Source organism: Streptococcus mitis (assembly GCF_946188375.1).
Classification (GTDB): Bacteria; Bacillota; Bacilli; order Lactobacillales; family Streptococcaceae; genus Streptococcus; species Streptococcus mitis_CX.
Map to the genome: position 1 here is coordinate 479,169 of NZ_CAMHUS010000001.1, position 13,907 is coordinate 493,075.

Sequence of the window (13,907 nt, forward strand, 5' to 3'; positions counted from 1 at the left end):
ACTGCACCTCCTAAAAATAATTGTTCCTATTATAGCATAAATAAACAAAACAACCAAGAATTTTTGTAAAAAAATTCTCTTTGAAAAAGAAAAACTATATCTATCAAAAATGATTAGATACAGTTTTTAAAAATATATTCTTACAATCTCTCATACAGTTCTTGCATTTGCACATCATCTGGAACTAGTTTTAAGTAAGCTTGGGCATTGACTTTTGCTTCCTCAAAGTAGCCCAGTTCACGCAAGAGATAGATATAGTGTTCCAGAAACTCTGGATTGTCCTTCAAATCTCCTACTAATTCTTGGTAATGCTCATAGGCAGAATCCAAATCGTCCATTTCTTGATAGGAACGAGCAATCATCCACTTGGTCAAAAGATTTTCTGGCTCCTCACTTTGCAAGTCTAGAATGTCTTCATAACGCTCCTGCTCCAGATAAATAGTTGCTAGACGGAGTAAGATTTCTTCCGTATCCTCAGCATCTTCTTTAGCAGTAAGGAGGTAGTTCTCTGCTCCACTAGCATCATGCAATTCATAAGAAAATTGTGAAGCAGCCAGCAAGAGACGAGTTTCAAATGGATTTTTCTCCAACCCTTGCTTAGCGATACGCAGGGCTTCTTGAACTTGATGTTCCTTATGTAAGGCCTGACTGTAACCATACTCATATCCTTCAAAATCAGGTGAAATGGTATCAAGCTGCTTAAAGTAGAGGACAGCTTTTTGGTATTCTTCTTGATCAAAGTAAAGACTGGCCAACTCAAAAGCTGTTAGGTCATCGTATTCTAACTCCAGGGCTTTTTCTAAAAACTCTGTAGCCGTTTCAAATTTCCCTAACTGAGCATAGGCAAAGCCAATCCGTTGATAGGTAGAAATGCCTGTTCGCTCATAAATAGTACGATTATCTAACTGGGCATAGCCTTGAATAGCTTCTTGGTAATTTTCCAACTCACTATCCAACTCTGCCAATCCCAATATCAAGAGAGGATCCTCTGAGTAGGTCAAAGCCTCCAGCAGTTTCTCACGCGCCACATCTGTCAAACCTTCCATCTGGTAAAGGTCCGCTTTCAGAGCCAAAGCCGACACATACCAGTCACTGTCAGATTTGATTTCCTCAAGATAGGCAAAGGCTTCTTCAATTTGACCATCCTCGCTAGCGATTGCTGCTAGATTAAGATGAACCTCTGGAAAATCCTCTACAATTTTCAGGTAAATTTCCTTGGCCTGAGGATAAAAACCAATCCCTTCAAGATAGGTGGCTAACTCATACAAAAGGTCACTTGGATCATTTTCTAAAGCTTTGACGAAATAGTTCTCAGCCTTGGTTAAATCTTGCTCTTCCAAAGCCTGTAACATCTGTTGACTATTGTTCACTCTTGACTTCCTCTCCCTCTAGTTCATATAGGCCACTGACTACTTTATACCATTCGAAAATCGCTGAAATGACAACCTTAGCAGAGGCATAAACTGGAATACCGAGCAAGACTCCCCAGATACCAAACATGGATCCTGAAGTTAACAAAACAAAGAGAACATTAATAGGATGGATGTTTAATTGACTTCCCAAAATCAATGGAGAGACAAAACGGCCTTCAATAGTTTGTTCTACTATAAAGACAATCACTACTTTCAAAAGCATGACTGGCCCAGCAATCAAACCCAATACTAGGGCAGGAAGCATGGCTAAGAAGCTACCCAAATAAGGAACCAGATTTAAGATACCAGCAGTAACACCCAGCGTAACCGCATAGCGTAGACCAATAATCTTGAAAAAGATGATAAACATTACTGCTACAATAATAGCTACTGTTACTTGCCCTCGAACATAGTTAGACAACTGTTGATTCACATCTGATAAAACTTGTCCAACAGGTTCTTTCAATTTTGTCGGCATGAATTGGGTCAAATAGTGACGCAGGCCTTTCCCATCACGTAAGAGATAAAAGAGCATGAACGGAACGATAATCAAGGCAACAATCACTTGAGAAGCCCCGCTAATAAAGGCGCTCACCCAGTTGACTGCCTGAGATGAAACCTTACTTGCCCAAACTGTAGCCTGACTAGAGAAGTTTGTCAAAACTTGTTCTAACTGAGGTCGGAAATCATCTGGTAAACGCTTAGTTACCAAATCATCAATAACTCGATCAGCATCTTCGAGGTAGATTGGTACATTTCTTGCAAATGTTAAAACTTGACGTTGCAGATTCGGAATAGCTACTGCCAAGCCCCAAATGATAAAAAGAGCGATGATGACAAAGACAATACTAATCGCTATAACACGATTGATTTTGTGTTTCTCCATCCAATCAACAATAGGATTTAACAAATAGTATAGCAGGCCAGATAGAATGACTGGCAACATCACGACTGCCAAAAAGTCTAAAACAGGTGAAAATAAGAAACTAATCTTACTTAAAATAAACAGATTGAGTCCCAATAATAAGGTTACCAAAAATACCGTAATGGCCTTGTTATCCAAAAACCACTTGAAAAACCAAGATAGGCTAAAATGTTTCTCTTTTTGCTCCATAAATACTTCCTTTCTATTGTTCTCTCATTATACCATTTTTAAATCAAAATAACTCTTTTTTAAAGTGCTTACATGGAGACAGCAACATAAAAAATCTCCTCAAAAGAGGAGATTCGATTAGTCTTGAATATGACGGTCTAAGTTCTTCTGATAATCAGCATTGGATTTGGCTTTTTCATCAGCAAATTTCTTGCGGAACTCATCCATTTCTTTAGTAGTGACAATCTTATCTTGGATTTTCAGATACTTGTAGCTATTTTCACTAGTCTTGTCACCTACCCAGCCACCGGCACCACTGCCAGGAACCATTTTCGTCACTAGCATTTGAGCACCATCAGAGTATACTGGAATAACAAGTGCACTATCTGACAACCAAGCTTGAGCCTTAGAATATTTGGAATAACGTTTTTGAAGGTCTGTTTTCTCACTATTTGCATCATCAATCAGTTCTTTGTATTTATCCAATCCAACTGTTTTAATAACTGGATTGTCTGTTCCTGGTGCCACACCAAGAGCACTTAGGAGACTTGGACCTGAAGTTGGATCAAATACATCTAGATAAGTCGATGGATCTGCAAAGTCTGGAGTCCAACCACTGACTGCATTAATATCCCAGTCAGTATTTGCATTGGAAGTAGCTAGAGTAGTCATACTTCCCAATTCGTCATCAGAAACTTGTTGAATATCAACAACTACATTGTCAGAGCCTAAGGCTTCCTCAATGGATTGTTTATAAGACTGAACCTGACGAATAAAATCTGGATTTGATGAAGAAATTGGCAAATCTAAATGAATTGGGAACTGTACTCCTTCAGCTTGAAGGGTTTTCTTAGCAGCTTCAAACTTAGCTTTGGCTTTATCTACACTATGTAGTGAATCTTGGGCATCATCAAGACTGACATCTTTCCAGACATTATCCAATTTATCCAATTCTGTCTTAGTAACTTGACCAAATGTTTGATCTCCTACTTGAACAAATGTTGGAGGAGTGAAACTTGTCCGTAACTTACGAGGTCCTACTTCATCACCAAATACTTGAGAGATCCCTGCTTTACGATCTACCGCAAAAGCCAAGGCTTGACGGAAATCTTTGTTTAACAAGGCTTTCTTAGTAGAAGTTTTTTCTGCATCACTTGTTTTAGCAGTGTGATTGTAATTTACACGGTCGATATTAGTAGACATATAGAATACGCCACCTCTTTGTTGACTGTATACAATATTATCCTTGTACTTTTCTTTTAGACGTTCATAGTTGGCAGAGTTTTTAAAGAGAGGTGCAGCTGGATAGTGTCCCTCATCAAAACCGCGTCCTAGAGAGTCTGCATCTTGACCATCAAAGAAGGATAACTTGATATCATCAATAAAGACATTTTGTTTATCCCAGTAGTTTTGATTTTTGGTCATTTCGATAGAAGACTTAGATGTAAGACCTTTGAGGAGATAAGGCCCATTGTAGAGAATGCTCGTTACATCCGTTGGTTTACCAAAGTCATCTCCTTTAGAAGCTAAAAAGTCTTCATTAACTGGTGCAAGGACTCCCATTGTTGTTTTTGAATTCCAGAAAGATTCTGGATGATTCAAAGTATAGACTACAGTATAATCGTCAGTTGCTTTTACCCCAACACTAGAAAAATCTGTTGTTTTCCCATTTACATAGTCATCCAATCCTTTGATAGAATCCTGTACGAGATAAAGAGCCTGTGATTTCTTATCTGCTGCATGTTTCAGACCAGTTACAAAGTCCTGAGCCTTGACTTCACCATACTCTTCCCCCTCATTGGTATACCATTTGACTCCCTGACGGATTTTATAGGTATAGGTTAAACCATCTTTGGAAACAGTCCAATCTTCTGCAACTGATGGAACCAGATTGCCATATTGGTCATTTTCAAGCAAACCGTCAATAACGTTACCTGTGACCTGTTTAGTGCTGACATTTCCAGAAACTGTATAATCCAGAGTCGAAGGATCTGATGAAAATACATAGGCATAAGTAACTGGTTTATTTGCTTCTTTATTAACATTACCAGATGAACACGCGGCTAGGACAGCTGCCGAGAGTACAGCAACTCCTGCTGCTAAGAAAACATGTTTTTTCATAAACAAACTCCTTTGCAATTTGTATAGGATTATTATAGCACTTTTCAAAAGGAAATCAATACAAAAACAAGTTAAATTTAATATTTTATTATGTTTAATTATGTGTTATAGAATTCCTCCAACTACAATTTTTGTGATATAATAGTCATATCTTTATTATAGAGGTAAAGTTATGAAAGAAACTGTTTATTTTGGAACTTATACACGTCGTACTTCTCAAGGGATTTACAAGGCAGACTTTGATACAGAAACTGGTCAGCTTTCAAATCTAGAACTTTTTGCTACTGAGCCAAGTCCAACCTACCTTGCCTTTGACCAGCATCAACATTTATACACTGTTGGTAGTCAAGACGATAAGGGTGGAATTGCAGCCTATCAAACTAATGGTACCTTATTAAATCACGTCGTTGAAGAGGGAGCCCCCCACTGTTATGTTGCCGTTGATGAAGAGCGTGATTTGGTTTACGCGGCAAACTACCACAAGGGACAGGTCCTTGTTTATAAACGTCAGGAAGATGGTTGTCTTCTACTTAGTGATGTTGATCAACACAGTGGCCAAGGTCCACATGAAAATCAAGCTTCTCCACATGTTCACTATACAGATTTAACACCTGACCACTATCTAGTGACCTGCGACTTGGGTACTGACCAAGTAATTACTTACGATCTTGATTCAGAAGGAAAATTATCTAAGCTCTATACCTATCATAGCCAGCCAGGAGCAGGCTCACGCCATATTATTTTCCATAACCATTATAAAATCGCTTATCTCATTTGTGAACTCAATAGCACTATCGAAGTTCTAATCTACGATGGTGTTGGCGAATTTGAACGCATGCAAGTCATTTCAACTCTACCAGACGGTTATGAAGGCTTTAATGGTACTGCTGCTATTCGTCTCTCTAAAGATGGTAAATACCTCTACGCCTCTAACCGTGGTCATGATTCTATCGCAGTATATACAATTCTTGCGGACGGTAGCTTAGAGTTGTTAGAAATCGTTCCGACACATGGTCAGACTCCACGTGATTTTGATTTGACACCGGATCAAGAATTTGTCATTGCTGTCCATCAGGACTCTGACAATGCAACTGTCTTTAAACGCAATTCTGAAACTGGACGTCTAGCAGAACTTTCTAATGACTTCCATGTCCCAGAAGCAGTCTGCATCAGTTTTGCCCCTTAAGAAAACATAAAAAATGAACTTGGTAACTCAAGTTCATTTTTTTCTTATAGTCTATTTCCGACATTAATACGGTTAATGGCACGTTGCAGTGCAATCTTCGCACGACGTTCTTGGTCAATCAAGTGTTTGTCTTGTGCTTCTTCAATTTCACGCTCTGCTCGAAGTTTGGCACGTTCTGCACGACTAACGTCGATATCACGAGCCCGTTCTGCAGAGTCAGCAACGATTGTGATAACACCATTAGCAACTTCGATAACGCCTCCGTTTACTGCAATCCAGTTCACGTGATTTTCATCATCTACACGTTTAACCTTAACCTCATCAACTGCTAAAACTGCAATCATATTTTCATGTCGTGGCAAGATTCCCATCTCACCATCCAGAGTTCGAACTGATACAAAGCTGGCATGGTGATCATAGACGAGACCATCTGGTGTCACGATCTGGACAGTTAACTGAGCCATAGATCACCTCTTAAAATCCCATTTTTTCAGCTTTTGCAATCACATCTTCGATAGAACCTACACCGCGGAAGGCATCTTCTGGCAAGTGGTCGTGTTTACCATCAAGGATTTCCTTAAAGCCACGAACAGTTTCAGCAACTGGAACATAAGAACCAGGTTGACCAGTAAATTGTTCCGCAACGTTGAAGTTTTGTGACAAGAAGAACTGGATACGACGAGCACGAGCAACCAAGGTCTTTTCTTCATCAGAAAGCTCATCCATACCAAGGATAGCAATGATATCTTGCAATTCATGGTAACGTTGAAGAACGCGTTTTACTTCAGCAGCAACTGCATAGTGCTCTTCTCCAACGATTTCAGGTGCCAAGGCACGTGAGCTTGAAGCAAGTGGGTCAACGGCTGGGTAGATACCCAATTGTACCAACTTACGTTCCAAGTTAGTTGTTGAGTCCAAGTGAGCGAAGGCTGTTGCTGGCGCTGGGTCAGTATAGTCATCCGCTGGCACATAGATAGCCTGGATAGAGGTTACAGAACCCTTCTTGGTTGATGTGATACGCTCTTGCAATTGACCCATTTCCGTAGCAAGTGTTGGTTGGTAACCAACGGCTGATGGCATACGACCCAAAAGGGCAGATACTTCAGAACCAGCCTGAGTGAAACGGAAGATATTATCGATAAAGAGAAGCACGTCTTGTCCTTCTACATCACGGAAGTATTCGGCGATTGTCAAACCAGTAAGGGCAACACGCATACGTGCTCCTGGTGGCTCATTCATCTGACCAAATACCATGGCTGTCTTCTCGATAACGCCTGATTCTTTCATTTCCCAGTAAAGGTCATTCCCCTCACGAGTACGTTCCCCAACACCGGTAAATACTGAAATACCACCGTGTTCTTGGGCAATGTTGTGAATCAATTCTTGGATTAAGACGGTTTTACCAACTCCGGCACCACCGAAAAGTCCAACCTTACCACCTTTAAGGTAAGGGGCAAGAAGATCGATAACCTTAATCCCTGTTTCAAGGATTTCAGAAGAGGTAGACAACTCATCAAAAGTTGGAGCTTTTTTATGAATTGGCTGACGCTCTGCATCTTCTGTAAAAGGAGCTTCCAAGTCAATGGTATCTCCCAAAACATTGAAGACACGTCCCAAAGTTTCTTTACCTACTGGTACAGAGATTGGACGACCTGTGTCCAATACTTCCATTCCACGAGTCAAACCATCTGTTGATTCCATGGCGATAGTACGGACCATACCATCTCCCAACTCCAAGGCTACTTCAAGGACGATTTTTGTTTTTCTTTCGTCATTTTTGTAGACGACAAGTGCATTGTTAATCTCAGGAAGTTTTTCCCCTGCTGCAAACAAGACGTCTACAACGGGACCGATAACCTGAGCAATTTTACCTGAACTCATCTCCTTCTCCTATTCTATATAAGATACTGTCGGTCCTAGCTTAACTAGGTCCTAAGTTCATTTTCATACGAGCTGGACTAGTGCCTATTCTAAGGCACTAGCTCCTGCTACGATTTCTGTAATTTCTTGTGTAATCGCCGCCTGTCTGGCACGGTTATACTGAATTGTCAAATCATTAATAACTTTCTTAGCATTATCTGTCGCTGTTTGCATGGCTGTCATACCAGCAGCATTTTCAGCTGTCTTAGCATCGATAATAGCACCATAAATCATACTTTCTGCAAATTGAGGCAACAACTGCTCCAAAATTTCTTCTCGACTAGTTTCCAACTCAAAGGTCAAACTGTAACTGTCATCCGCTTCATTTGGATCCAAGTCAACAATCGGAAGCATTTGCTCCACACGCATTTGACTGGTTAGCGTATTGACATGGTGGTTATAGCAGACATAGAGTTCATCAAAAAGTTCATTTTGGTACATTTCAACAGTTTTTGAAATAATCTTACGAACTTCATCAAAGCTTGGTTGATCTGCCAAGCCACGTAGTTCATAAAGTGGTTGAATACCACGAGCTTTAAAGAAATCAGCTCCCATTCCACCAATACAGATCATTTCAAAACCTTTACCGTCTGGATGGTATTCTTCTTTCAGCTCCATAACGGCTTTCAAAATAGAAGAATTATAACCTCCAACCAAACCTCGGTCTGATGTAATGACGATATAGCCTGTCTTCTTAACTGGACGGCTAATCAACATCGGATTGGTTGAACTACCAGCTCCATTCCCATGAAGAATATCCGTCAAAAGTTTACGAACTTTCTGAGCATAAACTTGGAAGTTGCGAGCAGCTTCTTCAGAACGACCTAGCTTAGCAGCTGATACCATCTGCATGGCATTTGTGATTTGACTAGTATTTTTTGTTGAGGCGATTTTTGTTTTAATATCATTTAGAGATACTGCCATCTGACACCTCTATTCTTATTGGAAGCTGGTTTGATTGAGAAACTCTGTAATCGCAGCATCCAAGACTGCTTCTTCTGGCAAGTCTTTTGTATCACGAATGGTTTCCAAAATCTCTGGATGTTGAGCATCAAAGAAGGCATGGAACTCTTCCTCGAAACGAACAATATCATCTACTGGAACAGTATCCAAGAAACCATGTGTCAAAGCATAGAGAATGGTTACTTGTTTCTCAACAGGTAATGGTTTGTGAACAGGTTGTTTCAAGACTTCAACTGTACGACGTCCACGGTTCAACTTAGCCTGTGTTGCCGCATCCAAGTCAGAACCAAACTTAGTGAAGGCTTCCAACTCACGGTATGAAGCAAGGTCGATACGAAGTGTACCAGCAACCTTCTTCATGGCTTTGATTTGTGCAGAACCACCTACACGTGATACAGATGAACCCGCATCGATGGCTGGACGAATACCCGCATTGAAGAGACCATCGCCAAGGAAGATTTGTCCATCAGTGATAGAAATCACGTTGGTTGCGATATAGGCTGAGATATCTCCTGCTTGTGTCTCGATAAATGGTAGGGCTGTAATTGACCCACCCCCAAGCTCATCAGAAACTTTAGCTGAGCGCTCAAGCAAACGGCTGTGAAGGTAGAAAACATCCCCTGGAAAGGCTTCACGACCTGGAGGACGACGAAGCAAGAGAGACAGTTCACGATAAGCTACCGCTTGTTTTGATAAATCATCATAAACGATCAAAACATGTTTCCCTTGGTACATAAATTCTTCCGCCATGGCAACCCCAGCATAAGGAGCTAGGAAAAGCAATGGAGATGGTTGTGAAGCAGAGGCAGTCACAACGATTGTGTAGTCCAAGGCACCGTACTGACGTAGTGTTTCTACTTGCGTACGAACTGTTGATTCTTTTTGTCCAATCGCTACGTAGATACAGATCATATCTTGACCTTTTTGGTTCAAGATTGTATCAATCGCAATGGTTGTTTTCCCTGTCTGACGGTCACCGATAATCAACTCACGTTGACCACGACCAATCGGTACAAGGGCGTCAATAGCTTTCAAACCAGTTTGCAATGGTTCTGATACAGACTTACGTTGCATAACACCAGGAGCTGGTGCTTCTACTGGACGAGTTTTATCAGTGTAGATTTCTCCAAGACCGTCAACTGGACGACCAAGCGGATCCACAACACGACCAATCAGACTTTCACCTACTGGGACTTCCATGATTTTCCCTGTACGGCGGATTGTATCGCCTTCACGGATATCTGTAAAGTCACCTAGGATGATAATACCAACGTCTGTTGACTCCAAGTTTTGAGCCATACCATAAGAGCCGTTTTCAAAAATCAACAACTCTCCACTCATGGCATTTTCAAGGCCGTGAGCACGCGCGATACCGTCCCCGATATAGGTTACAACACCTGTTTCAGTCACATCAAAATTGGGTTTGAAATTTTCAATTTGTTGCTTAATTAAAGCGCTGATTTCTTGTGCGTTAATTGCCAAAAGAACACCACTTTCTATTTCAAATTTTCTTTAACAACTTTAAGTTGTTGTTTAATACTCACATCAATTGTCTTGTGATTGGCAAAAATGACAAAACCACCAATAAGACTTTCATCGATTTGTTCTTTTACACTCCTTACTTTAAGAGACATTTTTTTCTCAATCAAAGGGAGCAAGCGACTCTTCTGTTCATCAGTTAAAGGATGAGCTGAAGTAATCGTCACTTCAAATCGATTTGTTTCTTTTTCAAGTCGGTTCAAGCAATCTACAAGAATATCATAAAAAAGATTTGCTCTGTGATTGTAGATAAGAACCTGGATAAAGTTTTGCAATAAAGGTGACACTGAATCTTGGAAGAAAGTAATTGTTTTTTCCTTGTCAGACTCGTCTACTGCCACTTTTTTTAAAAAAGAAGGTAAGGCTGTTTCTTCAGCAACTTGCTTGATTTGAGCTAAGTCTGAAAAGATACGGTCTTCTTCTCCTTTTTCTAAAACCAATTGGACAAAAGGCATGCTGTATTTTTCAATTACCTTTACTGTTTTCTTGTCCATTAAGCTTCTCCTAACTGATCGATATACTGATCAATGAGTTCTTTATGGGCATGACCGTCAAGGTTTTGTGAGATGATTTTACCAGCCAAGCTGATTGTCAAATCTGCTACCTCACCCTTAACGCTTTGTAAAGCTTCAGCTTTATTTTGAGCAATTTCTTGGTTCGCTTTTTCTTTCAAGCGTCCTGCTTCTAGCTTAGCATCTGCTAAAATACTAGCTTTGCTTTTCTCAGCTGTTTCTTTCGCATTCTCAATGATTGTCTTAGCTTCTTTACGGCTACCAGCCAATTCATCTTCGCGTTTTTGAGCCAATACTTCTGCTTTTTGACGTGCTTGTTCAGCTCCGTCAATATCTGCTGCAATTTTTTCTGCTCTTTGTTCGAAAATGCTAGTCAAATTTGACCAAGCGTATTTCTTAACCAAGACTAGCAAGAGAATAAAGGAACCAGCGATTAGTATAAAATCACCAAGTAATTCACCTACTGTTACATTCATAAACTACTCCTTTCTATTCTTCATCATTAATTTTATTTCCTAGGTACATTGAAGATAACAATGTAAATACATATGCTTGTACACAAGAAATAAAAACAGAAAATGCAGTCCAGATTAGATTTGTTCCAAAAGCAATAGGATACCAATAGAAGGCCTGATGAGAAAGTAGGACTAACATACTTGCCATCACTTCTCCTGCAAAGATATTACCAAAGACCCGCAATGCAAGTGAAAGGAGATTGGTAACTTCTTCCAAGAGATTCATTGGTGTCATAAAACCTGGTGTTACAAATGCTTTTAAATACTTTTTGATTCCACGACGACGAATTCCTTCTACGTGGGTCATCAAGATAATTGTAAAAGACAAGACCAAGTCAAATGACAAATTTGCTGTTGGTGAGGTCCAAAGATTTACACCATCTGTAGTCTGAATTCTAGCCATTAAGCCAATATTATTTGCAATGGCCATAAATAGGAATAAACAGAAATAAAAGAGAGAATAATCCTTTATCATTGGACCAAGGTTTGATTTTGTAAATCCAACAACAAAATCAAATAAATACTCTAATACATTTTGTTTTCCTGTGGGTCTCAAAGTCATATTTCGAGTTGCCCAATAAATAAAGCCAAAAATAAGTGCTACAGTCAACAAAGTCAAAACTACTATGGTTAAATTAAAGGTAACAGGACCAATATTGATGGTTGGATTAATACTTTCTTCCATCTAAAATCCTCCCTTTTTCAATTTATACTTCTTTTATTTGATGATAAATGAAAAGACGAGAGTAACGAAGAAAGTACCTTCAATAAAGGCAACCCCTAGGATCATCAAACTACGTAGTTCTGAGATGATATCTGGTTGGCGAGCAACTGATTTCAACAAACCGTTCATCAACATACCTTCACCAAGAGATACACCCATACAGGCAAGACATAGACCGAAAAATGTTAAATTCATGACGAATTCTCCTTTTAATTAAAATTTACTTACTTAGTTTAGTCCTAAAAATTGGATTTGTCAACTTTTTACTTACGTTGAAAGCGTTTAATGAAAATTATTTACAATTTTACTATTTTTTAGCCTATTATATAGAAAACTTTGCAAAAAACTTGTAATAAATCCGTCCATTATCTGGGTCTTTCTGAAAAATAATGAAAAAATCCGAGATGAAAACTCGGATGGAAATTAATATATTTTCTTTAACCTACTGTTCTTTTAGTAAGTAGGATTAAAGGGAAAGCAACTAGAAAACTTTCGTCTCCTACATGTTTATTAAGCACGCACTGTGACGCTGGTTCCATCTTCCTTATAAAGATTGATGAGTCCTTCTTTGAGAGCTCGAACCATATCTCCAGCTTGAACAGGTTGTGGAACCTTGATAGTCAAGAGTTCCATTGGATTAGGAGCACGGTCAATTTTATTGCCTTTGGCATCATGTAAATCTTCGATATACGTTTCAAAATGACGGAAACCTGGGCCATAAAACTCAACTTGGTCGCCTTCGTTAATGACATTCCGTTGACGAATAGTTGCTGTTTGTGTCGCATCATCAAAAGAAACCACTTCAGCGACAAACTTATACTCAGGAATTTTACGACGAGCACCAAACAACTGCTCATTTTCAGATGGTGTACCATAGTAGAAACCTGTTGCTAATTCACGTTGGGCAACCTTCCACATTTCATCAATCAAGTCCTGCTTGATAGCTTCAAACTTCTCTGGACTTTCTAGATAAGCATCAACAGCTGCCTTGTAGCAGTTTGTTACTGTTGATACGTAGTGAATAGACTTCATACGTCCTTCAATCTTGAGACTGTCCACACCGTTTTCAATCATATCTGGGATATGGTCAATCATGGACATATCAACGGCTGACATTGAAAATTCTTCAGGAATTTCACCTTTAAGACTCTTACGTTCCTTCCCAAATGGCATATCGTAAAGGTCGTACTTCCAACGACAAGACTGAGAGCAACCACCACGGTTAGCATCACGCATACTCATGTGGTTTGAAAGAGTACAACGACCAGAGTAAGAAATACACATGGCTCCATGAACAAAGGCTTCAATCTCAACATCTGTACGTTTGCGAATTTCTGCCAATTCTTCCATTGAAACCTCACGCGCCAAAACGACACGAGTTAAACCTAGTTCTTTCCAGAACTCAAGTGTTTCATAGTTAGTCGCACTTGCTTGGGTAGAGAGGTGGATTTCAAGACCAGGCGCTTCAGTCGCTGCAATCATAATCAAGGCTGGGTCAGACACGATAACTGCCGCGATTCCGATATCACGTAGTTTACGGAACCACTCACCAGCACCAGCCTCATTTCCTTCGTGCATAACCATATTGGCAGCCACATAAACCTTAGCACCATACTTGGCCGCAAACTGGACACCTTCTTCCATCTGTTCGAAAGTAAAGTTTCCGGCACGGCTACGAAGGCCATAGGCCTGACCACCGATAAAGACAGCATCTGCTCCATATTGAACAGCTACCTTTAGCTTCTCTAAAGTCCCTGCAGGTGATAAAACCTCTGGACGTTTTAATGTTTTTGTCATGTTTTCTCCTATTTGCAATATAAAAGTTTGACGTTTTTCCTTCTCATTTTATAGTAAATAAGCCATAAAATCAAGCCTAGACAGATTGTTTTGACAATTCTAATCTTTTAGATTATTAAAGCAAA

General features: G+C 39.8%; 13 protein-coding genes. 1 reads left to right on the plus strand and 12 read right to left on the minus strand.

Annotated features, from left to right (window positions below; genetic code table 11):
• Positions 1–140: 140 nt before the first annotated feature.
• The 3 genes from N8M16_RS02375 to N8M16_RS02385 form a co-directional block, all read right to left on the minus strand.
• A complete protein-coding gene (locus tag N8M16_RS02375; RefSeq protein ID WP_261056342.1) occupies positions 141–1,370 on the minus strand; it encodes a tetratricopeptide repeat protein in 1,230 nt (409 codons plus the stop codon).
• The gene (locus N8M16_RS02380) at positions 1,360–2,526 is read right to left on the minus strand and encodes an AI-2E family transporter (RefSeq protein ID WP_033681681.1); all 1,167 of its coding nucleotides are present in this window, start codon (positions 2,524–2,526) and stop codon (positions 1,360–1,362) included. Before N8M16_RS02380 ends, N8M16_RS02375 begins: the two co-directional genes overlap by 11 nt.
• Before the next feature lie 117 nt (positions 2,527–2,643).
• Positions 2,644–4,626 carry a peptide ABC transporter substrate-binding protein gene (locus N8M16_RS02385; protein WP_247953157.1) on the minus strand — a complete coding sequence of 661 codons (1,983 nt, stop codon included), beginning with the start codon at positions 4,624–4,626 and terminating at the stop codon, positions 2,644–2,646.
• Positions 4,627–4,798: 172 nt separating this feature from the next.
• On the opposite strand from N8M16_RS02385, the gene N8M16_RS02390 reads away from it, so the two are divergent.
• Entirely contained in the window at positions 4,799–5,812 is a 1,014-nt protein-coding gene (locus tag N8M16_RS02390) for a lactonase family protein (protein ID WP_004256587.1), read from the plus strand.
• Positions 5,813–5,856: 44 nt separating this feature from the next.
• Here the strand turns inward: N8M16_RS02390 and N8M16_RS02395 are convergent, their stop codons facing one another.
• The 9 genes from N8M16_RS02395 to N8M16_RS02435 all read right to left on the minus strand — a co-directional run bounded on the left by N8M16_RS02395 (position 5,857) and on the right by N8M16_RS02435 (position 13,782).
• The gene (locus tag N8M16_RS02395; RefSeq protein WP_000068037.1) at positions 5,857–6,276 is read right to left on the minus strand and encodes a F0F1 ATP synthase subunit epsilon; all 420 of its coding nucleotides are present in this window, start codon (positions 6,274–6,276) and stop codon (positions 5,857–5,859) included.
• Between the two features lie 10 nt (positions 6,277–6,286).
• Positions 6,287–7,693 carry a F0F1 ATP synthase subunit beta gene (gene atpD / locus N8M16_RS02400; RefSeq protein WP_000094357.1) on the minus strand — a complete coding sequence of 469 codons (1,407 nt, stop codon included), beginning with the start codon at positions 7,691–7,693 and terminating at the stop codon, positions 6,287–6,289.
• Positions 7,694–7,777: 84 nt separating this feature from the next.
• On the minus strand, positions 7,778–8,656 hold the full coding sequence (locus tag N8M16_RS02405) for a F0F1 ATP synthase subunit gamma (protein ID WP_000301224.1): 879 nt from the start codon (positions 8,654–8,656) through the stop codon (positions 7,778–7,780).
• A 15-nt stretch (positions 8,657–8,671) separates the two neighbouring features.
• Complete coding sequence (atpA, locus tag N8M16_RS02410) at positions 8,672–10,177, minus strand: F0F1 ATP synthase subunit alpha (RefSeq protein ID WP_000996632.1); 1,506 nt, start codon at positions 10,175–10,177, stop codon at positions 8,672–8,674.
• Positions 10,178–10,191: 14 nt separating this feature from the next.
• A complete protein-coding gene (locus tag N8M16_RS02415; protein ID WP_261069572.1) occupies positions 10,192–10,728 on the minus strand; it encodes a F0F1 ATP synthase subunit delta in 537 nt (178 codons plus the stop codon).
• On the minus strand, positions 10,728–11,222 hold the full coding sequence (gene atpF / locus N8M16_RS02420) for a F0F1 ATP synthase subunit B (protein ID WP_001103468.1): 495 nt from the start codon (positions 11,220–11,222) through the stop codon (positions 10,728–10,730). The genes N8M16_RS02415 and atpF overlap by 1 nt, the downstream gene beginning before the upstream one ends.
• Positions 11,223–11,235: 13 nt before the next feature.
• Positions 11,236–11,946: a F0F1 ATP synthase subunit A gene (atpB, locus tag N8M16_RS02425; protein ID WP_000392870.1), complete on the minus strand. Its 711-nt coding sequence runs from the start codon at positions 11,944–11,946 to the stop codon at positions 11,236–11,238.
• Between the two features lie 33 nt (positions 11,947–11,979).
• Entirely contained in the window at positions 11,980–12,180 is a 201-nt protein-coding gene (locus N8M16_RS02430; RefSeq protein ID WP_001054560.1) for a F0F1 ATP synthase subunit C, read from the minus strand.
• A gap of 315 nt (positions 12,181–12,495) precedes the next feature.
• Positions 12,496–13,782 carry a peptidase U32 family protein gene (locus tag N8M16_RS02435; protein WP_261069573.1) on the minus strand — a complete coding sequence of 429 codons (1,287 nt, stop codon included), beginning with the start codon at positions 13,780–13,782 and terminating at the stop codon, positions 12,496–12,498.
• Between the last annotated feature and the right edge of the window lie 125 nt (positions 13,783–13,907).

What these genes read in the sequence shown, in the direction of transcription:
- N8M16_RS02405 (WP_000301224.1), bottom strand. Translation starts at nt 8,656, where the DNA reads ATGGCAGTATCTCTAAATGATATTAAAACAAAAATCGCCTCAACAAAA.
- atpB (WP_000392870.1), bottom strand. Translation starts at nt 11,946, where the DNA reads ATGGAAGAAAGTATTAATCCAACCATCAATATTGGTCCTGTTACCTTT.
- N8M16_RS02435 (WP_261069573.1), bottom strand. Translation starts at nt 13,782, where the DNA reads ATGACAAAAACATTAAAACGTCCAGAGGTTTTATCACCTGCAGGGACT.
- N8M16_RS02390 (WP_004256587.1), top strand. Translation starts at nt 4,799, where the DNA reads ATGAAAGAAACTGTTTATTTTGGAACTTATACACGTCGTACTTCTCAA.
- N8M16_RS02385 (WP_247953157.1), bottom strand. Translation starts at nt 4,626, where the DNA reads ATGAAAAAACATGTTTTCTTAGCAGCAGGAGTTGCTGTACTCTCGGCA.
- N8M16_RS02395 (WP_000068037.1), bottom strand. Translation starts at nt 6,276, where the DNA reads ATGGCTCAGTTAACTGTCCAGATCGTGACACCAGATGGTCTCGTCTAT.
- atpD (WP_000094357.1), bottom strand. Translation starts at nt 7,693, where the DNA reads ATGAGTTCAGGTAAAATTGCTCAGGTTATCGGTCCCGTTGTAGACGTC.
- N8M16_RS02380 (WP_033681681.1), bottom strand. Translation starts at nt 2,526, where the DNA reads ATGGAGCAAAAAGAGAAACATTTTAGCCTATCTTGGTTTTTCAAGTGG.
- N8M16_RS02415 (WP_261069572.1), bottom strand. Translation starts at nt 10,728, where the DNA reads ATGGACAAGAAAACAGTAAAGGTAATTGAAAAATACAGCATGCCTTTT.
- N8M16_RS02430 (WP_001054560.1), bottom strand. Translation starts at nt 12,180, where the DNA reads ATGAATTTAACATTTTTCGGTCTATGTCTTGCCTGTATGGGTGTATCT.
- atpF (WP_001103468.1), bottom strand. Translation starts at nt 11,222, where the DNA reads ATGAATGTAACAGTAGGTGAATTACTTGGTGATTTTATACTAATCGCT.